An 18,688-nucleotide genomic window follows, 5' to 3' on the forward strand; every position below is an offset into this window, starting at 1 on the left:
AGCAAGATGGAACTGTCAGTAATCAACATCAAAGGCGAGGACACCGGCCGTAAGGTTACCCTGTCCGACGCCATCTTCGGCTTGGAGCCGAACGAGCACGTGATGTACCTCGACGTTAAGCAGTACTTGGCCAACCAGCGCCAGGGCACGCACAAGTCGAAGCAGCGCAACGAAGTACACGGCACCACCAAGAAGCTGAAAAAGCAAAAAGGTACTGGTGGAGCTCGTGCCGGCTCTATGAAGTCAGGTGTATTCGTAGGTGGTGGCCGTATTTTCGGTCCTCAGCCCCGCGACTACGGCTTCAAGCTGAACAAGAAAACCAAGCGTCTGGCTCGTCTGTCGGCTCTGTCGGCACTGGCCAAAGACGGCAAGGTATCGGTAGTGGAAAACATTTCCCTGTCGACCCCCAAAACCAAAGAGTTTGCCGCCATTCTGGCTAGTCTGAAGCTGAACAACGGCCGCAAGACCCTGCTGGTAACTGGTTCGGTTGACAAGAACGTAGTTTTGTCGGCCCGCAACATTCAGCGCGTGAGCGTAGCTACCCCCGTAGCTCTAAACACCCACGATCTGCTGAACACCGACACCCTGCTGCTGTCGGAAGATGGGTTGAACGCACTGGAACAACTCTATACCACTGCTGAGTAATGAGCATCCTGAAGAAACCCATCGTAACTGAAAAGGCTACGGGTCTGAACGAGAAAAGCCAGTACGCTTTCGAAGTGGCTATCGACGCCAACAAGGTTCAGATCAAGAAAGAGATTGAGCAACTGTACGGGGTAACGGTAACGGGCATCAGCACCATCCGCACCATCGGTAAAGTGAAATCGAAGTTCACGAAAGGCGGCGCCGTTTCCGGCCGTCGTCCGCATGGCAAAAAAGCCATCGTGACCGTGAAAGAAGGCGACGTAATCGACTTCTACAGCACGCTGTAAGCCTGCCTTCCCGCCAAGAATTTTTTCCTAAGCAAGAGTAATGGCACTCAAAAAACTAAGACCAACATCACCGGGTCAGCGCTTCCGCATCGCCCCGGCCTTCGACGAGATTACCGCGTCGACGCCGGAGAAGTCGCTGTTGGCACCCCTGAAAAACTCCGGTGGCCGTAACAACTCGGGCAAAATGTCCAACCGCTACATCGGCGGTGGTCACAAAGCCAAGTACCGTATCATCGACTTCAAGCGTGACAAAGCCGGCGTTCCGGCCACGGTGAAGACGATTGAGTACGATCCTAACCGCACCGCCCGTATTGCTTTGCTGCAGTACGCCGATGGTGAGAAGCGCTACATCATTGCTCCTGCCGGCCTGGCCGTAGGTGCTTCGGTAGTGTCGGGTTCGGGCGTAGCTCCGGAAGTAGGCAACTCCCTGCCCCTGCGCGAGATTCCGCTGGGTACCATTGTGCACAACATCGAGCTGATGCCCGGTAATGGTGCTGCAATGGCCCGCTCGGCTGGTACCTACGCTCAGCTGGTAGCCCGCGAAGACAAGTACGCCACCCTGAAACTGCCTTCCGGCGAAATGCGCATGGTACTCGTTACCTGCATGGCCACGGTTGGTACTGTTTCCAATGGCGACCACATGAACGTGCGCCTCGGCAAAGCCGGTCGTAACCGTTGGTTGGGCCGTCGCCCCCGTGTTCGTGGTGTAGCCATGAACCCCGTGGATCACCCCATGGGTGGTGGTGAAGGCAAGTCGTCGGGTGGTCACCCACGCAGCCGTAACGGTATCTTCTCGAAAGGCCAGAAGACCCGTAACAAGAATAAGTATTCCGAGAACCTGATCGTAAGCCGGAAAGGCAAGAAATAAGCAATGGCACGTTCACTAAAAAAAGGGCCGTACATTGACTTCCGGCTCGAGAAGAAAGTATCGGCAATGGACGAATCCGGCAAAAAGTCGGTGGTGAAGACCTGGTCGCGCCGCTCGATGATTTCGCCTGATTTCGTTGGCCACACCTTCGCTGTGCACAACGGCAATAAGTTCATCCCGGTGTATGTAACGGAGAACATGGTAGGACACAAACTCGGTGAGTTTGCCCCGACCCGTAACTTCCGCGGCCATATCGCCAAGAAAGATAAAGGCAAGCGCTAATCATGGAAGCAGTAGCTAAACTCCGGAACGTGCCCACCTCGCCGCGCAAAATGCGCTTGGTGGCCAACCTGGTACGCGGTCAGAAAGTGACTCGTGCTCTGGGCCTGCTGAAATTCGAGGCTAACTCGGGTGCTCCTAAAATCGAAAAACTGCTCCTGTCGGCCCTGGCCAACTGGCAGCAGAAAAACGAGGATGAGCGCATCGAAGATGCTAACCTCTATATCAAAGAGATTTTCGTGGACGAAGGCCGTATGCTGAAGCGCCTGCGCCCTGCCCCCCAGGGTCGTGGCCACCGCATCCGCAAGCGCAGCAACCACGTGACGCTGATCATCGATTCGAAAGTGGAGCCCCTCGGTAGCAAAGCTGCCGCTAAGCAAGCTGCCGAAACTAAATCAGCTGCCACGGGTGTTGACGAGGCTCCGAAAAAATCGACCCGTCGCAGCTCGGCTAAAAAATCCACTGAAACCACGGCAGAAGCCACCGCATAAGCACTATGGGACAGAAAGTAAATCCGGTTGGCTTCCGTCTGGGCGTCATCAAAGGATGGGACTCGAACTGGTACGGCGGCAAGGACTTTGCCGACAAACTGGTTGAGGACGAGAAAATCCGCAAATACATCAACGCTCGTATCCCGAAAGGTGGCATCAGCCGCATCGTAATCGAGCGTACCCTGAAGCGTGTAACCATCACCATCAACACGGCTCGTCCGGGTGTGGTAATCGGTAAAGGCGGTCAGGAAGTTGATAAGATCAAAGACGAGCTGAAGCAGATCACTGGCAAAGACGTTCAGATCAACATCTTCGAAATTAAGCGCCCGGAACTCGACGCGAAACTGGTAGGTGAGAGCATTGCTCAGCAGCTGCAAGCACGTATCTCGTTCCGCCGGGCCATGAAAATGGCTATCCAGGCTGCTCTGCGCGTTGGTGCCGAAGGCATCAAAATCCAGTGCGGTGGCCGTTTGGGCGGTGCTGAAATTGCTCGTTCCGAGCAGTACAAAGAAGGACGCACTCCGCTGCATACCCTGCGCGCTGACATCGACTATGCTCTGTCGGAAGCTCAGACGGTATATGGCAAAATCGGCATCAAGGTGTGGGTTATGCGTGGTGAGGTATTCGGCAAGCCCGACCTCTCCCCTAACCAGCAGCCTGCGGGTGGTCAGGGTGGCGACAGCCGCAACGACCGTGGCCCACGCGGTGAGCGTGGTGACCGTGGTGGTGACCGTGGCCCGCGTCGCGACCGGAATGACCGGGGTGGCGAAGGCCGTGGCGGTGACAACCGTGGTGGCCAAGGTGGCGGACAGCGTCGCGGTGGCCAGGGTGGCCAGAACCGTGGCGGTCAGGGCGCAGGTGCTCCCCGTCGCTAGTCCTTTTCTTTTCTCTCGAATTTTAATTCAAGATAACTCATGTTACAACCGAAAAGGACCAAGTATCGCAAGATGCAAAAGGGTCGCGTGCATGGCTTAGCCCACCGCGGCAGCTCCATTGACTTCGGTTCGTTCGCTATCAAGTCGCTGGAACAAGCGTGGATTACGGCTCGCCAGATTGAGGCGGCTCGTATTGCCATGACCCGCGCCATGAAACGCGAAGGTCAAGTTTGGATCCGCATCTTCCCTGATAAGCCAATCACCAAGAAGCCCGCTGAAGTGCGGATGGGTAAGGGTAAAGGTTCGCCCGAGTATTGGGTAGCCTGTGTGAAGCCCGGCACCATCATGTTCGAATCGGATGGGGTTTCCCTGGAAGTAGCGCAGGAGTCGCTGCGTCTGGCTGCGCAGAAACTGCCAGTTCGGACCTCTTTTGTTGTTCGTCGCGACTACGTAGAAAGCAAGTAAAAGATGAAGAACGCAGAAATCCGCGCCCTCTCCCTGGAGGACCTCAAAAACCAGATTAAGTCGGAGCAGACCAACGGCCAGACCATGCGCTTTGCGCACGCCATTTCGCCTTTGGAGAACCCCCTCCGTCTGAAGCAAGCCCGCAAAAATGTCGCCCGTCTGCTGACCGAGTTGAAGCGTCGCGAGAACGAGCAGGCTACTAACACTGCTAACTAACGATGGCAAGCAACGAAGAACAGCAAGGCACTACCGCCGTTGAGCGGAACCTGCGCAAAGAAATCATCGGGCGCGTTACCTCCTCGAAAATGGACAAGTCCATTACGGTGATGGTAGAAAGCAAAATGAAACACCCGATCTACGGCAAATTCGTTACCAAGTCGACCAAATTTATGGCTCACGACGAGAACAACGAATGTGGCGAAGGGGATACGGTTCGCATCATGTCGACCCGTCCTCTGAGCAAGAACAAGCGGTGGAGACTGGTAGAAATTGTAGAACGCGCCAAGTAAGATGATACAGCAAGAATCCCGTCTGACCGTCGCTGATAACAGCGGCGCCAAAGAAGTTCTCTGCATCCGTGTCCTCGGTGGCACGGGCAAGAAATACGCCAGCGTAGGCGATAAGATTGTAGTAGCCATCAAATCGGCTATTCCTTCCGGCAACGCTAAAAAAGGCGCAGTTTCGAAAGCAGTAGTTGTTCGCACGAAGAAGGAAGTACGCCGCAAAGACGGTTCGTACATCCGCTTCGACGACAACGCTGCCGTACTGCTCAACAATAACGACGAGCCCCGCGGTACCCGCATCTTCGGCCCAGTGGCCCGCGAACTGCGTGAAAAGCAGTTCATGAAGATTGTTTCGCTGGCTCCTGAAGTTCTCTAAGCAATGGCAACGAAAACCAAAGCAACGCCCGCGAAACTGCACGTGAAAACCGGTGACACCGTTCTGGTGATTGCCGGCGACGAGAAAGGTAAAACCGGTGTTATCAAATCGGTGAACCGTTCGACGCAGCGTGTTATCGTGGAAGGCCTGAACCTGGCTACTAAGCACAACAAACCCAGTGCTAAGAACCCCCAGGGCGGCATCACCAAGATCGAGGCACCGATTCACGTGAGCAACGTGAAGCGCGTAGACTCGGCTAACGCCTAATCCGCTCTACGACCATGGCTCGACTGAAAGAAAAATATCAGAAAGAAGTAGTACCGGCGCTCCAGGAGAAATTCCAGTTCAAGAGCATCATGCAGGTACCGCGCATCACCAAGATCTGCATTAACCGCGGTATTGGTGCTGCTGTAGCTGACAAGAAGCTGGTTGACAACGGTGTTGATGAGTTGACCATCATCACCGGTCAGAAAGCTGTTCCAACCATCGCCAAGCGTTCGGTTTCGAACTTCAAGTTGCGTGAAGGTATGCCCATCGGCGCCCGCGTTACCCTGCGCGGTGAGCAGATGTATGAATTCCTTGACCGTCTGCTGACCGTGGCTCTGCCCCGTGTTCGTGACTTCAAAGGCATCAACGACAAAGGCTTCGATGGCCGCGGTAACTATACCCTGGGCATCAAAGAGCAAATCATCTTCCCGGAAATTTCGATTGACAAAATCAAGTCGATTGCCGGTATGGATATTACCTTCGTAACGACGGCTGAGAACGACGAGCAGAGCTACGAGCTGCTCCGCGCTTTCGGAATGCCTTTCGCTAACGCCAAGAAACAGAACAATGGCTAAGGAATCAATGAAAGCACGGGAGCGGAAGCGTATTGCTACCGTAGCCCGTTACGCTGAGAAGCGCAAGGCTCTGAAAGAGGCTGGCGACTTTGAAGGCCTGGACAAACTGCCGCGCAATGCGTCGCCTGTGCGTCTGCACAACCGCGACAAAATCGACGGCCGTCCCCGTGGTTATATGCGTAAGTTCGGCATCAGCCGCGTACGTTTCCGCGAAATGGCTCTCGCCGGCAAAATCCCCGGCGTAACCAAGTCCAGCTGGTAATCCCACTGTTCTTCCTGCCAACACAGAGCTTTCTGTAAGGCATTGTTACTTGGCAGGTTGCCAAAAGAAACCATCAGCCGAGCCCTCAAAAGCCGAGTTGAGTAGTCTTAACCGAAAATTTCGTCGCCTCTTTCCGTGGCGGCGAAATTTTCATATCTTTGCGGCTCCCTAAAAATGGGCGCTTCATTTTCATAATCGAATGAACACAGATCCAATTGCCGACTACCTGACCCGGGTACGCAATGCCATCAAGGCAAATCACCGGGTGGTAGAAATCCCGGCCAGCAACATCAAAAAGGAGATTACGAAAGTGCTCTATAAAAAGGGCTACATTCAGAGCTACCGGTTTGATGATGCCGCGGTACAGGGCACGATTAAAATCGCGCTGAAGTACAACCCGGCTACTAAAAAGCCCGCCATCACGAAGCTGGAGCGCATCAGCTCGCCTGGTCTGCGTACCTACGCTCACGTGGAGAACCTTCCCCGTGTACTCAGCGGTCTGGGTATTGCAATCCTGTCGACGTCGAAAGGCGTGATGACCGAGAAAGAGGCGAAAGCCGAGAACGTGGGCGGCGAAGTGCTGTGCTACGTCTACTAATCTGAAAGGAAAACGAGACTATGTCACGCATTGGTAAACTGCCCATCAGCCTGCCCAGCAACGTGCAGGTTGAAGTGAGCAACGAAAACACGGTTACCGTGAAGGGTCCGAAAGGCACTCTGACGGTTCCGGTTGACCGCGACATTACCGTAGCAACCGAAGACGGTCAGCTGGTAGTGACCCGCCCCACCGAACAGAAGCGCCACAAAGCCATGCACGGCCTGTACCGCTCGCTGCTCAACAACGCCATCAATGGCGTGAGCAACGGTCAGGAAGTGAAGCTGGAGCTGGTAGGTGTAGGTTACAAAGCTTCGATGGCCGGCACTACGCTGGAATTGTCGCTGGGCTACTCGCACAACATCTTCCTGTCGCTGCCGAAAGAAGTAACGGCTACAGCTGTAACGGAGAAAGGTAAAAACCCTATCGTTACGCTGACCAGCATTGACAAGCAACTGCTGGGTCAAGTGGCTGCCAAAATTCGCTCGTTGCGCAAAGTTGAGCCCTACAAAGGCAAAGGCGTGCGCTTCGTGGGTGAGCAGATTCGTCGTAAGGCTGGTAAAACGGCTTCGAAATAACATCACACCATGGCTTTCGATAAAGCAACTAGAAGAAAACGGATCCAGCGCATCATCCGCACTAAGGTGGCTGGCACGTCCGAGCGTCCACGTTTGTCGGTGTTCCGCAGCAATACGGGCATTTATGCTCAGATTATTGACGACACGACCGGTCACACGCTGGCGTCTGCTTCCTCGAAGCACGTATCGGTGGAAGGGGGCAACGGAGTCGCCCTCGCTGCCGCAGTCGGCAAAGAACTTGCTGCCCGTGCTACAGGAAAAGGAATTTCGAAAGTGGTATTTGACCGTTCCGGTTACCTCTACCACGGCCGCGTAAAATCATTGGCAGAAGGAGCCCGCGAAGGCGGCCTCAATTTCTAAATCATCATGGCAGAATTTAACAACGGCCCACGTGGTGGCAACGGCGACAACCGTGGCGGTGGTAATGACCGTCGTGGTGGTGGCAATGACCGTCGCGGCGGCAATGACCGCAAAGAAGAGTCGCGCACTGGCGACTCCGATTTGAAAGAGAAAGTGGTTGCTATCAACCGCGTAGCTAAGGTAGTAAAAGGCGGTCGTCGCTTCAGCTTCTCGGCTATCGTAGTAGTAGGTGACGGCAACGGTACCGTAGGCTACGGCCTCGGCAAAGCCAACGAAGTAACCGACGCCATTGCCAAAGGCATTGACGATGCAAAGAAAAATCTGGTGAAGGTGCCGCTGTACAAGCACACGGTTCCCCACATCATGGAAGGTAAGTACTCGGGTGGTTATGTGCTGGTTCAGCCGGCTGCTGCTGGTACGGGTGTAATTGCTGGCGGTGCTATGCGTGCCGTATTCGAAAGCGCCGGTATCAAAGACGTACTGGCCAAATCGAAAGGCTCGTCGAACCCCCACAACGTGGTAAAAGCGACCTTCGATGCCCTGCTGAAAATGCGTGACCCCATGCAAATCGCACAAGCTCGCGGCATTACTCTCTCCCAAGTTTTTAACGGTTAAGAGCAAATGGCGCAGATCCAAATCAAACTCGTAAAAAGCGTTATTGACCGCCCCGAGCGTCAGAAACGCACTGTGCAGGCCCTGGGCCTTGGCAAAATGGGCAGCACCAAGAGCGTGGAAAACACGCCTCAGGTTGCTGGCATGATCAATGCCGTTAAGCACTTGTTGGAAGTAACCGAACTCTAGGAATCTCCCGAAAATGAATCTCAGCAATCTCCAACCCGCCGCTGGCGCCACGCGCAACGAAAAGCGCATTGGCCGTGGTACGGGTTCCGGCCGCGGCGGCACGTCGACGCGTGGTCACAAAGGTGCCAAGTCCCGTTCGGGTTACTCCAAGAAGTCGGGCTTCGAAGGTGGCCAGATGCCTCTGCAGCGCCGCGTACCTAAATTTGGTTTCAAGAACATTAACCGTGTTGAGTACAAAGCCATCAACCTAGATGTGCTGGCTGCTCTAACGGAGAATGGCACCGCTACACTGGATGCCGCTTTCTTCGTAACGGCTGGTCTGGCTTCGAAGAACGCCAAAATCAAAGTGCTGGGTCGTGGTGAAATCACCAAGGCTCTGGAAGTGCATGCTCACGCTTTCTCCAAATCGGCCGTTGAGGCTATTGAGAAGGCTGGTGGCAAAGCTGTGACGCTGTAAGCCTGACTGGCAATGAACAAGTTAATCACCACGATTAAGAACATTTTTGCGATTGAAGATCTGCGTATGCGGATCTTCAATACGCTTTTTTTCATTGCCATCTACCGGCTGGGTTCTTACGTGGTGCTCCCCGGCGTCGACCCGAATCGGTTAAAACAGGGCGGTGCTACTGGCGTGCTGGGTATCCTAGATACTCTGCTCGGTGGTGCATTCAGCCATGCTTCGATTTTCGCGCTGGGCATCATGCCTTACATTTCCGCGTCAATTGTTCTGCAACTGCTGACAATTGCCGTTCCTTACTTTCAAAAGCTCCAGAAAGAGGGTGAATCGGGACGTAAGAAGATCAACCAGTACACGCGCATCCTTACCATTCCAATTGTAGCACTACAGTCAATCGGCTTTATTGCTACAATTAATGCCGAAGCCATCGTTAATCCCGGTGTCTTCTTTACCATTTCTACAGCCATGATTGTAACGGCGGGTACGCTGTTCTGCATGTGGCTGGGGGAAAAGATTACCGATAAAGGCATTGGCAACGGCATTTCCATGATCATTATGATTGGGATTGTGTCGCGCCTGCCAGGTGCTTTGATCGGAGAGGCAACGGCTCGTACTATGCGCGGTTCGTTGATTTTTCTGATTGAGTTGGTAGTACTGTTTTTGGTAGTTATGGCGGTCATCATCCTCACGCAGGCGGTTCGTCAGATTCCCGTACAGTATGCCAAGCAAATCGGTGGTGCTGCTAGCCTTAGCTCGCAGCGTCAGTATATTCCGATGAAAGTGAATGCAGCTGGCGTAATGCCGATCATCTTCGCTCAGTCGCTGATGTTCGTGCCGGCTATTGCTGCTTCTGCCTGGAACAAGAACAGCGACACGGCTACTCTCATTGGTACTTGGTTTCAGCCAAACCATTGGGTGTACAATGTCGTGTTCGGGTTGCTCATCATCATCTTCACGTACTTCTACACGGCAATCAGCGTCAATCCCAACCAGATTGCGGATGATCTGAAGCGTAGTGGTGGATTCATTCCAGGTGTTAAGCCTGGTCGTGATACCTCCGAATACATTGATGATGTGTTGACCCGGATTACCCTGCCCGGTGCAGTTGCTCTGGCCGTCATTGCTATCCTACCTTCACTGGCAACGGTAGCAGGCGTGACCCGTCCCTTTGCTCAGTTCTATGGTGGTACTTCCCTGATCATTATGGTAGGGGTAGTGCTGGATACCATGAATCAGGTAAAAAGCTATCTGCTCATGCGTCATTATGATGGCATGATGAAGACTGGTAAAACGCGGGGTCGTTCTCAGAACATTGCCCTCGCTTCGTAAGATGATTTTTTACAAGACCGAGGAAGAAATCGAGTTCATGCGGGCCAGTGCAAAAGTATTGGCGCAGGCTCATGGAGAAGTAGCTAAGCTCATCAAGGAAGGAGTTACTACGCGAGAGCTGGATCAGCGCGCAGAGGAATTCATCCGGGATAATGGCGGGGTTCCTTCTTTCAAAGGCTACAATGGATTCGAGTACAGCCTCTGTATTTCGCCGAACTCAGTAGTAGTGCATGGTTTCCCGGGCGACTACACGCTGAAAAACGGAGACGTTGTTTCGATAGACTGCGGAGTACTGCTCAATGGATACCACGCCGATAGTGCATACACCCACCCAGTAGGGGAGGTGGCACCAGAGGTAACGAAGTTGCTGGAGGAAACCAAAAAGTCACTGTATCTGGGCATTGAACAGGCAGTGGCGGGCAACCGGATGGGCGACGTCAGCTACGCTATTCAGAACCATGTTGAGAAACAGGGGTACGGAGTAGTTCGGGAGCTGGTCGGCCACGGGATTGGTAAAAAGCTTCACGAGCGGCCCGAGGTTCCGAACTACGGTAAGCGTGGAGCGGGACTCAAGTTGCAGACGGGGCTCGTGCTGGCCATTGAGCCTATGGTAAACCTCGGTACCAAAAGCGTGGTGCAGGAAAAGGACGGATGGACAATTCGGACGAAAGACCTGAAGCCATCCGCGCACTTTGAGCACACCGTAGTTGTTCGTAAAGACAAGGCGGAAATACTTACCTCCTTCGAATACATAGAAAAAGCCTTACAGTAGCCTTATGGCCAAACAAACTTCCATTGAGCAGGACGGTGTCATCCTGGAAGCCTTATCCAACGCCATGTTCCGCGTGGAGCTGGAAAATGGTCACCAGTTGATTGCCCACATTTCGGGCAAGATGCGGATGCACTACATCAAGATTCTGCCGGGAGATAAGGTAAAACTCGAAATGTCGCCCTACGATTTGTCGAAGGGACGCATTGTGTACCGTTACAAATAACCCGACGACATGAAAGTCAAAACCTCCGTAAAGAAGCGTAGCGTTGATTGCAAAATCATCCGCCGCAAAGGCAAGCTCTACGTGATCAACAAAAAGAACCCGCGCTATAAGCAGCGTCAGGGCTAGTAGCACCAGACCTTTTTAAGAAAGCACATGGCTCGTATTGCAGGGGTAGATATCCCAGACAACAAGCGCGGCGAAATCGCGCTGACCTACATTTTCGGCATTGGCCGTCCTTCTGCTCAGCAGATCCTCACCAAAGCAGGCGTTGACCTGAACAAGAAGGTGAAAGATTGGACTGAAGCCGAAGCTGGCGAAATCCGCGGCGTGATTGCCGCTGAGTATAAGACCGAAGGTGTACTGCGCTCAGAAGTGCAGTTGAACATCAAGCGCCTGATGGACATCGGTTGCTACCGCGGTCTGCGTCACCGCAAAGGTCTGCCGGTTCGTGGTCAGCGTACCAAGAACAACTCGCGTACCCGTAAGGGCAAGCGGAAGACCGTTGCTGGCAAGAAAAAGGCTACTAAATAATCTGTAGCGGGAATCGGAGCCCAGCTTCTCTTGTAGGGGCGGGCTTCAACACCTTCCGCAGTATTTTGCGATAACCAAATGGCACAAAAAAGAAAAGACAAAGCCAAGAAGCGCGTTGTCGTTGTAGAACCCGTAGGTCAGGTACACATCAAGGCCTCGTTCAACAACATCATCATCTCCATTACCAACAACAACGGCCAGGTAATCTCCTGGGCTTCGGCTGGTAAAATGGGCTTCCGTGGTTCGAAGAAGAACACGCCTTACGCCGCTCAAATGGCTATGACGGATTGCGGTAAAGTTGCTCACGACCTGGGCATGCGCAAAGCCGAAGTATTCGTGAAAGGTCCGGGTGCTGGTCGTGAATCGGCCATCCGTACGCTGGGTAACGTGGGTATTGAGGTAACGACCATTAAGGACGTGACGCCGCTGCCCCACAACGGCTGCCGTCCTCCCAAACGTCGTCGCGTTTGATTTATTGAACCTGTTCGCCTGGCGGACTACCTGAGCCGGTTGCTGCAGCTGCTTCTCACCCTTGCGAAGCCTGTTTCTGCCCGGTTCGAACGGTTCAACCCCCTCAACACTCAACAACTCCGAAATGGCACGTTATACTGGTCCTAAAACCAAGATTGCCCGTCGCTTCAATGAGCCGATCTTCGGCCCAAGCAAGGCACTCACCAAAAAAGCATACCCCCCCGGCCAGCACGGCCGTGGCCGTCGTAAGAAGCAGAGCGAGTACGCTGTCCAGCTGATGGAAAAGCAGAAAGTGAAGTACATGTATGGCGTACTGGAAAAGCAGTTCGAGAACCTGTTCCACAAGGCTGCCACGATGCCCGGCATCACCGGCGACAACCTGCTGGGCCTGCTCGAGTCGCGTCTTGACAACACGGTATACCGCTTAGGCATTGCTCCTACGCGTCGCGCCGCTCGTCAGCTCGTACTGCACAAGCACATCACCGTGAACGGTGAGATTGTAAACATTGCTTCGTACAAACTCCGCGCTGGTGACGTTGTTGCCGTGCGTGAAAAGTCGAAGTCGCTGGAGGCCATCACTACGAGCCTGAGCGCCCGCAACGCGCGTGCTTTCTCGTGGCTGGAGTGGGACGGCAAAGAAATGGTGGGCAAGTTCATCAGTGCCCCCTCGCGTGAGTTGATTCCGGAGAAAATCACGGAGCAGCTCATCGTCGAGCTGTACTCGAAGTAATTTATGGAACGGCCCGGCAGTCCGGGCCGTTTCTCTGCTTCGACTTTTTTCCTTGTTATATCTGGAAATGGGTAGCAGGCGGTAAGAAATCAGGCTACATTAGCCGCGTTCTTACGGTCTGCTACTCACTACTTCAAACGCCCCACTTATGTCAATCTTAGCTTTTCAAATGCCGGAGAAGGTGGTAATGGAGAAATCCGACGACTTCTACGGAACGTTTGAATTCAAGCCGCTGGAGAAAGGCTACGGCGTCACGATCGGCAACGCTCTGCGCCGCATCCTGCTGTCGTCGCTGGAGGGCTATGCCATCACGTCGGTTCGCACCAACAGCGTCCTGCACGAGTTCATGACTATTGAAGGTGTGATTGAGGACATGTCCGAAATCATCCTGAACCTGAAACAGGTTCGTTTCAAGAAAGTGAGCGACGCCATCGAGGATAAAATCACGGTGCGCGTGAAGGGCCAAGACACCTTCTCGGCTGGCGATATCAACAAATTCACCACCGGTTTCCAGGTATTGAACCCGGATCTGGTAATCTGTAACGTGGACCCCAGCACCGAGCTGGAATTCGAATTCACGATTCAGAAAGGCCGTGGCTACGTTCCCGCTGAGGAGAACAAGCCTGCTGACCAAGTTTTCGGTCAGATTGCCATTGATGCCATCTTTACGCCCATCAAAAACGTAAAGTATAGCATCGAAAACACCCGGGTAGAGCAAAAGACCGACTATGAGAAGCTCGTTATTGAGATTCACACCGACGGCTCGATTCACCCGGAGGACGCGCTGAAAGGTGCGGCCAACATTCTGATTCAACACTTCATGCTGTTCTCCGACAGCACCATGACCTTCGAAACGGTGAAAGCCGAAGAAGAGGAAACCGTGGACGAAGAGACGCTGCACATGCGCAAAGTCCTGAAAACGCCGCTGGCGGATATGGACCTGAGCGTGCGCGCCTACAACTGCCTCAAAGCTGCCGATATCAAAACCCTCGGCGACCTGGTGCAGCTCGACATGGCTGACATGATGAAGTTCCGCAACTTCGGTAAGAAGTCGCTGACGGAGCTGGAGAACCTTGTAGAGGAGAAAGGCCTGACCTTCGGGATGGACCTGAGCCGCTACAAGCTCGACGAAGAATAGGCTTCGGCTTGTTAATGTGCTGCTGCTGAATTAGTGCGTTCTGCACAATTTCGCAGCAGCACATTTTTTTTGCTTGGGTATTTCCTACCTTTGCACCCCATTCACACTTTTAACCTAGTAGGCCCGGAGGGGTAACGGTTCTAATGTGAGAACAGTCTGCTGTATCGGCTGTTTTCCGCCGTGGTCGTTGCCCGCAAGCCTACACTTTTTCATTTTTTATGCGTCACGGTAAAACCATCAACCACCTGGGCCGCACGGCCTCGCACCGCAATGCCATGTTGTCGAACATGGCTTCGTCGCTGATCCTGCACAAGCGCATCACCACGACGGTTGCTAAAGCCAAAGCCCTGCGTAAGTTCGTAGAGCCCCTGCTGACCAAATCCAAGAACGATACCACGCACTCGCGTCGTCTGGTGTTCTCGGAGCTGGGCAACAAGGACGTGCTGAAAGAGCTGTTCGGCACTATTTCGGCTAAAATTGCCGGCCGTCCCGGTGGTTACACCCGCATCATCAAGCTGAGCGCTACCCGTCTGGGTGACAACGCTGAGATGTGCATCATCGAGCTGGTTGACTTCAACGATACGCTGCTGGAAGCCAAAAACGCTGGCGAAGCCAAAGCTTCTACTACCCGTCGTTCGCGTCGTGGCGGCAGCAAGAAAGCTTCGGAAGGCGAAACGTCGGCTGAAGTAGTAGCTGAAGCCAAGCCCGCTAAGAAGGCCAAGGCTGCCACCACGGAGGTTTCGGCCCCCGAGGACACGGCTACCGAAACCCTGAAAGACGGCGAAACCCGCGAGGAGAAAGCTGCTGAGTAGTAGTATCCAGCCTTCGGGCTGATAGCAAAAGGGCGTTCCTGTTAACAGGAACGCCCTTTTTTTGTGTCGTGTGGTCCGTGGTGGCTACCGGGTTTGGTAGGTACTTGCGGAGGGGAAGAGCGGCGGGGGATGGAGCTAGCACGAGAACGGCTGCTAGGCCAGGTTTGGCAGGTGCTGAAGCTAGTGGCCTAGCAGATTGATAACCTGCATTCGGGGCGGAACCAAATTCTGGCAGGGAAAGGTCGGTGATACTATTTACCTTGCGGCCTAATGGCGTGGGAGCCATTACGCAAAACTGCATTCTGTTTCATAAACCCATTTCCCTATGAGCATTATCACCGAAATCCACGCTCGTCAGATCTTCGATTCGCGCGGCAACCCGACGGTTGAGGTAGATGTAACGACTGAAAGTGGCACTGTAGGCCGCGCCGCCGTTCCCTCGGGAGCCAGCACGGGCAAGCACGAGGCCGTAGAGCTACGCGACGACGACAAGTCCAAGTACATGGGCAAAGGCGTGCTGAAAGCGGTGGAAAACGTGAACAGCAAAATTGCCGAGGAGCTGGTGGGTTTCTCGGTGTTTGAGCAAGGTCTGCTCGACAAAATCATGCTGGAGCTGGATGGCACGCCGAACAAAGCCAACCTGGGCGCCAACGCCATTCTGGGTGCTTCGCTGGCTATTGCCCGCGCTGCTGCCGCCGAGGCTGGCATGCCGCTGTACCGCTACGTGGGCGGTGTAAATGCCACCACGCTGCCCGTGCCCATGATGAACATCCTGAACGGCGGTTCGCACGCTGATAACAGCATCGACTTCCAGGAATTCATGATTATGCCGGTGGGCGCTCCTTCGTTCTCGGAGGCGCTGCGCTGGGGTACCGAAATCTTCCACCACCTGAAGAACGTGCTCAAAAAACAGGGCATGAGCACCAACGTGGGGGATGAAGGTGGTTTCGCACCGAACATCAAGAGCAACGAAGACGCCATTAAAGTGGTGCTGCAAGCCATTGAAACGGCCGGCTACAAGCCAGGCGACGACGTAATGATTGCCATGGATGCCGCCGCTTCGGAGTTCTACGATGGCACGCACTACCACTTCAAGAAGAGCACCGGCGACAAGCTGACCTCTTCGGAAATGGTGAGCTACTGGACCGACTGGACCAAGAAGTATCCCATCGTGAGCATTGAGGATGGTATGGACGAGGACGACTGGACCGGCTGGAAAAACCTGACCGACAGCATCGGCTCGACCACGCAACTGGTAGGCGACGACCTGTTCGTGACCAACGTGAACCGCCTGCAGCGCGGCATTGATGAGAAGATTGCCAACGCCATCCTCATCAAAGTAAACCAGATTGGTACGCTGTCGGAAACCATTGATGCCATCAACCTGGGCCGCCGCAACGGTTACAAGAGCATCATGAGCCACCGCTCGGGTGAGACGGAGGACAACACCATTGCCGACCTGGCCGTGGCCCTGAACACCGGCCAGATCAAAACCGGCTCGGCTTCGCGCTCCGACCGGATGGCCAAGTACAACCAGCTGCTTCGCATTGAGGAGGAACTGGGCGAGGTAGCCTATTTCCCCGGCCGCAAAATGTAAGTCACGGCGGTAACAAGATTTCCCGGATTACGTGGATTTCTGTGGAACGGCACCGTTGCCCTGGGGGCGGCGGTGCCGTTTTTTTGTGGCCCGTGCCGGGCGAAATCAGATGAAGCGGGAGTGACAGAAATGCTGGATATTTGCGTAGGCTGACTCCGGAAACCTGCGCCAGCCACACCAACCATCAGCTTCCCACAGACCAACTGCCATGAGTGCTTCGGAAATATTTGAGCGGGTCCCACGCTTCCTGCGCAGCTTTTACTTCCTGACCGGGCTGGCCTTTCTGGTGTGGATGTTCCTGTTCGATGCCAACGACTTCATCAAGCAGTACGATATGTACGCGAAGTGGAAGGAGCTGAATACCGATAAAGAATACTACCTGCGCGAGATTGACAAGGTGAAGAAGGACCGGGCGGAACTGCTGAGTAGCCCGGAGCTACTGGAGAAATTCGCCCGTGAGAAGTACATCATGAAGCGCCCCGGCGAGGATGTGTTTGTGCTGGTACCCCAGGAAAAGGAATAACCCGCCTGACAAGTGGCGTGGTACTTGCCCGCCTACCGGTTATGCTCAAGCCTGCTACTTTTCGCGTCTTTTTACTGATTCTATCCGGCTGGATGCTGTCGGCGGCGGTGACGCGCCAGCAGGTGGCCAACTCGCAGGTGCAGGTGGCGCGGCAGTTTCTGCTGGCGGTACTGGCCGGCAACTGGGAGGCGGCGTATCAGCTCCTGAGTCCGGCTACCCGGCAGCAACTGCCGATGCCGGCCTTCAGAGCCGCCACGCAGCCGATTATTGAGCAGGCCCGAACCTACGGCCCCACTATCGACCTGTACAAGTTAGGCTACCGGCTCCGGGAAGAAGAAACGATTCAGCCGTTCGTGGGCTTCAGCTACCGCGCCGATAGTCTGCGCCCGGGGCCGCATGTGCAGCTCGACGTGACCTTTCAGGACTCTGCGGCCCGTCAGATTCAAAGTTTCGGTTTGATTCGGCTGCGGCCCTGATGCCTGGGGCTACGCCGGCAGGGAAATCTTTCCCATGCTGACGGCCGGTACGCGCTGCCGTCCGCTCCCGATGCTCAGGGGTTGACCTGCTACCGCCTCGTTGGCCAACACTGCAAACAGAATGGCCTCTTTGGCATCAGGTAACATGCCCAGCGCGGCCGTGGTAGTGAACCGGCAGGCCGGTAGCTGCTGTTGCAGCGCGGCCATCAGCGTGGGGTTGTGGGCACCGCCGCCGCTAACGTACACGGCTAGTGTCGGCGTGGCGCCAAACGCCTGCCGTACAGCCTGCGCTACCCCGGCGGCACTGACTTCCACCAGCGTAGCCAGCAGGTCTTCCAGCGGCAAGCCCGTTGTGCGGGTGCGCTCCTGAGCTGCCTGTACGTAGGCTGAGTTGAACAGCTCAGGGCCGGTGGTTCGGGGCAATGGTGCCTGAAAAAATGGGTGCGCCAGCAGCTCCGTCCGTAAAGCCTCCTGCACAGTACCGGCTGCGGCCAGATGGCCGTCTTCATCGTAGCTGAGGGCCGGCTGGTGCCGACGCACGGTGGCGTCGAGCAGCGTATTGCCGGGGCCGGTATCGGTACTGAAGGCCATGCGGGCATCCTGGCCGGCGCGGGGCAGGTACGTGAAGTTGGCAATGCCACCCAGGTTCAGCAGCAGCCGCTCCTCCTGGGGGCTGCTCAGCAGCAGATAATCCCCGTAGGCCGCCAGCGGAGCGCCTTCGCCGCCGGCGGCAATGTGCTTCTGCCGAAAGTCGCTGAGGGTGATGATGCCGGTCCGCACGGCTAGGTGGTCCGCGTCGCCGAGCTGCAGCGTGGCATTCGTGCCAGGGAAATCGGGGTGCTGATGCTGATGCACCGGGGCGTGGTACACCGTCTGGCCGTGACTGGCAATCAGGTCAACTTCGGCGGGCGGAATCTGCCACTGCTGTAGGCACTGCAGTACCATATCGGCGTGCAAATGGCCCAGCCAGGGGTTCAGCAGCGTCAGGTACTCAAGGCTCACCTGCTCCCGGGCAAATACCTGCCGGATGCGGTGGCGCACCTCATCAGTATACGGCACCGTGACAAACTGCTCCAACTCCAGTCGCGTGTTAGTGCCGTGCCCGTGCAGGCGGCACAGGGCCACATCCAGCCCATCGAGAGAAGTACCCGACATCAGGCCGACGATGCGGCGGCTGGGTTGCTGGGCCAGTTGGTACAGGCGGTGGAGGTGCGGATTCATGGGAACTTTATGTGCTGGCTACTGCCGGTGGCCGAACTCGGTTCAGGGTCGAAACGGTATTTGTACTCTTTAGTGCCGCGCGGCGGGCCGTCCGGGGGCGTAAAGCTGTAGACAGAAAACGAAAACCCCGCCGCCAGTAACTGACAGCGGGGCTGATATAGGACCAGTGAACTACCGGGCG

Annotated in this window: 30 protein-coding genes and 2 pseudogenes; 31 read left to right on the plus strand and 1 reads right to left on the minus strand. The window is 55.1% G+C overall.

Features of this window, described 5'->3' with window-relative positions:
- Positions 1-6 precede the first annotated feature (6 nt).
- From rplD to EI291_RS02595, 31 genes and pseudogenes are all read left to right on the plus strand, one after another.
- The gene (gene rplD / locus EI291_RS02445) at positions 7-645 is read left to right on the plus strand and encodes a 50S ribosomal protein L4 (protein ID WP_125417663.1); all 639 of its coding nucleotides are present in this window, start codon (positions 7-9) and stop codon (positions 643-645) included.
- A complete protein-coding gene (gene rplW, locus EI291_RS02450; protein ID WP_125417664.1) occupies positions 645-932 on the plus strand; it encodes a 50S ribosomal protein L23 in 288 nt (95 codons plus the stop codon). Before rplD ends, rplW begins: the two co-directional genes overlap by 1 nt.
- Positions 933-972: 40 nt before the next feature.
- Positions 973-1,728, plus strand: a pseudogene (gene rplB / locus EI291_RS02455) (50S ribosomal protein L2); the annotation flags it as partial.
- 75 nt (positions 1,729-1,803) lie between these two features.
- Positions 1,804-2,082, plus strand: a complete 279-nt coding sequence (gene rpsS, locus EI291_RS02460) for a 30S ribosomal protein S19 (protein ID WP_110976712.1) — start codon at positions 1,804-1,806, stop codon at positions 2,080-2,082.
- Between the two features lie 2 nt (positions 2,083-2,084).
- Entirely contained in the window at positions 2,085-2,570 is a 486-nt protein-coding gene (gene rplV, locus EI291_RS02465; protein ID WP_125417666.1) for a 50S ribosomal protein L22, read from the plus strand.
- Positions 2,571-2,575: 5 nt separating this feature from the next.
- The gene (gene rpsC / locus EI291_RS02470) at positions 2,576-3,445 is read left to right on the plus strand and encodes a 30S ribosomal protein S3 (RefSeq protein ID WP_125417667.1); all 870 of its coding nucleotides are present in this window, start codon (positions 2,576-2,578) and stop codon (positions 3,443-3,445) included.
- A 39-nt stretch (positions 3,446-3,484) separates the two neighbouring features.
- Positions 3,485-3,910 carry a 50S ribosomal protein L16 gene (gene rplP / locus EI291_RS02475; protein ID WP_125417668.1) on the plus strand — a complete coding sequence of 142 codons (426 nt, stop codon included), beginning with the start codon at positions 3,485-3,487 and terminating at the stop codon, positions 3,908-3,910.
- Between the two features lie 3 nt (positions 3,911-3,913).
- Positions 3,914-4,126: a 50S ribosomal protein L29 gene (gene rpmC / locus EI291_RS02480; RefSeq protein ID WP_125417669.1), complete on the plus strand. Its 213-nt coding sequence runs from the start codon at positions 3,914-3,916 to the stop codon at positions 4,124-4,126.
- Positions 4,127-4,128: 2 nt separating this feature from the next.
- Complete coding sequence (rpsQ, locus tag EI291_RS02485; RefSeq protein WP_125417670.1) at positions 4,129-4,419, plus strand: 30S ribosomal protein S17; 291 nt, start codon at positions 4,129-4,131, stop codon at positions 4,417-4,419.
- 1 nt (position 4,420) lies between these two features.
- Positions 4,421-4,789 carry a 50S ribosomal protein L14 gene (rplN, locus tag EI291_RS02490; protein ID WP_110976717.1) on the plus strand — a complete coding sequence of 123 codons (369 nt, stop codon included), beginning with the start codon at positions 4,421-4,423 and terminating at the stop codon, positions 4,787-4,789.
- 3 nt (positions 4,790-4,792) lie between these two features.
- A pseudogene (rplX, locus tag EI291_RS02495) lies at positions 4,793-5,041 on the plus strand (50S ribosomal protein L24); the annotation flags it as partial.
- A gap of 29 nt (positions 5,042-5,070) precedes the next feature.
- The gene (gene rplE, locus EI291_RS02500) at positions 5,071-5,631 is read left to right on the plus strand and encodes a 50S ribosomal protein L5 (RefSeq protein ID WP_125417672.1); all 561 of its coding nucleotides are present in this window, start codon (positions 5,071-5,073) and stop codon (positions 5,629-5,631) included.
- Complete coding sequence (gene rpsN, locus EI291_RS02505; RefSeq protein WP_044003242.1) at positions 5,624-5,893, plus strand: 30S ribosomal protein S14; 270 nt, start codon at positions 5,624-5,626, stop codon at positions 5,891-5,893. Before rplE ends, rpsN begins: the two co-directional genes overlap by 8 nt.
- 199 nt (positions 5,894-6,092) lie before the next feature.
- Positions 6,093-6,491, plus strand: coding sequence for a 30S ribosomal protein S8 (gene rpsH, locus EI291_RS02510; RefSeq protein WP_044003241.1), 399 nt, complete (start codon positions 6,093-6,095; stop codon positions 6,489-6,491).
- A 20-nt stretch (positions 6,492-6,511) separates the two neighbouring features.
- On the plus strand, positions 6,512-7,066 hold the full coding sequence (rplF, locus tag EI291_RS02515) for a 50S ribosomal protein L6 (protein ID WP_125417673.1): 555 nt from the start codon (positions 6,512-6,514) through the stop codon (positions 7,064-7,066).
- 9 nt (positions 7,067-7,075) lie between these two features.
- Entirely contained in the window at positions 7,076-7,426 is a 351-nt protein-coding gene (rplR, locus tag EI291_RS02520; RefSeq protein WP_044003239.1) for a 50S ribosomal protein L18, read from the plus strand.
- Positions 7,427-7,432: 6 nt separating this feature from the next.
- The gene (gene rpsE / locus EI291_RS02525; protein WP_240635341.1) at positions 7,433-8,041 is read left to right on the plus strand and encodes a 30S ribosomal protein S5; all 609 of its coding nucleotides are present in this window, start codon (positions 7,433-7,435) and stop codon (positions 8,039-8,041) included.
- A 6-nt stretch (positions 8,042-8,047) separates the two neighbouring features.
- A complete protein-coding gene (gene rpmD / locus EI291_RS02530; RefSeq protein ID WP_044003237.1) occupies positions 8,048-8,227 on the plus strand; it encodes a 50S ribosomal protein L30 in 180 nt (59 codons plus the stop codon).
- Between the two features lie 13 nt (positions 8,228-8,240).
- Positions 8,241-8,684, plus strand: a complete 444-nt coding sequence (gene rplO / locus EI291_RS02535) for a 50S ribosomal protein L15 (protein WP_125417674.1) — start codon at positions 8,241-8,243, stop codon at positions 8,682-8,684.
- Positions 8,685-8,696: 12 nt separating this feature from the next.
- On the plus strand, positions 8,697-10,013 hold the full coding sequence (gene secY / locus EI291_RS02540; RefSeq protein ID WP_125417675.1) for a preprotein translocase subunit SecY: 1,317 nt from the start codon (positions 8,697-8,699) through the stop codon (positions 10,011-10,013).
- Between the two features lies 1 nt (position 10,014).
- Positions 10,015-10,785, plus strand: a complete 771-nt coding sequence (gene map, locus EI291_RS02545; protein ID WP_125417676.1) for a type I methionyl aminopeptidase — start codon at positions 10,015-10,017, stop codon at positions 10,783-10,785.
- Positions 10,786-10,789: 4 nt separating this feature from the next.
- Entirely contained in the window at positions 10,790-11,008 is a 219-nt protein-coding gene (gene infA, locus EI291_RS02550) for a translation initiation factor IF-1 (RefSeq protein WP_022822146.1), read from the plus strand.
- A gap of 9 nt (positions 11,009-11,017) precedes the next feature.
- Entirely contained in the window at positions 11,018-11,134 is a 117-nt protein-coding gene (rpmJ, locus tag EI291_RS02555) for a 50S ribosomal protein L36 (RefSeq protein WP_044003233.1), read from the plus strand.
- 27 nt (positions 11,135-11,161) lie between these two features.
- Positions 11,162-11,539 carry a 30S ribosomal protein S13 gene (rpsM, locus tag EI291_RS02560; protein WP_045688471.1) on the plus strand — a complete coding sequence of 126 codons (378 nt, stop codon included), beginning with the start codon at positions 11,162-11,164 and terminating at the stop codon, positions 11,537-11,539.
- A gap of 78 nt (positions 11,540-11,617) precedes the next feature.
- A complete protein-coding gene (gene rpsK, locus EI291_RS02565; RefSeq protein WP_044003231.1) occupies positions 11,618-12,010 on the plus strand; it encodes a 30S ribosomal protein S11 in 393 nt (130 codons plus the stop codon).
- Positions 12,011-12,134: 124 nt separating this feature from the next.
- A complete protein-coding gene (rpsD, locus tag EI291_RS02570) occupies positions 12,135-12,740 on the plus strand; it encodes a 30S ribosomal protein S4 (protein WP_125417677.1) in 606 nt (201 codons plus the stop codon).
- A gap of 148 nt (positions 12,741-12,888) precedes the next feature.
- Complete coding sequence (locus EI291_RS02575) at positions 12,889-13,878, plus strand: DNA-directed RNA polymerase subunit alpha (protein WP_125417678.1); 990 nt, start codon at positions 12,889-12,891, stop codon at positions 13,876-13,878.
- Between the two features lie 218 nt (positions 13,879-14,096).
- Entirely contained in the window at positions 14,097-14,690 is a 594-nt protein-coding gene (gene rplQ / locus EI291_RS02580; RefSeq protein WP_125417679.1) for a 50S ribosomal protein L17, read from the plus strand.
- 325 nt (positions 14,691-15,015) lie between these two features.
- Complete coding sequence (eno, locus tag EI291_RS02585; protein WP_125417680.1) at positions 15,016-16,287, plus strand: phosphopyruvate hydratase; 1,272 nt, start codon at positions 15,016-15,018, stop codon at positions 16,285-16,287.
- A 208-nt stretch (positions 16,288-16,495) separates the two neighbouring features.
- Positions 16,496-16,810, plus strand: a complete 315-nt coding sequence (locus EI291_RS02590) for an FtsB family cell division protein (protein WP_125417681.1) — start codon at positions 16,496-16,498, stop codon at positions 16,808-16,810.
- Between the two features lie 41 nt (positions 16,811-16,851).
- Positions 16,852-17,286: a hypothetical protein gene (locus EI291_RS02595; RefSeq protein ID WP_125417682.1), complete on the plus strand. Its 435-nt coding sequence runs from the start codon at positions 16,852-16,854 to the stop codon at positions 17,284-17,286.
- A gap of 9 nt (positions 17,287-17,295) precedes the next feature.
- On the opposite strand, the gene EI291_RS02600 is transcribed toward EI291_RS02595, so the two are convergent.
- Positions 17,296-18,507 carry an anhydro-N-acetylmuramic acid kinase gene (locus EI291_RS02600; RefSeq protein ID WP_125417683.1) on the minus strand — a complete coding sequence of 404 codons (1,212 nt, stop codon included), beginning with the start codon at positions 18,505-18,507 and terminating at the stop codon, positions 17,296-17,298.
- Between the last annotated feature and the right edge of the window lie 181 nt (positions 18,508-18,688).

Source organism: Hymenobacter rigui (genome assembly GCF_003944715.1).
Lineage (GTDB): Bacteria > Bacteroidota > Bacteroidia > Cytophagales > Hymenobacteraceae > Hymenobacter > Hymenobacter rigui.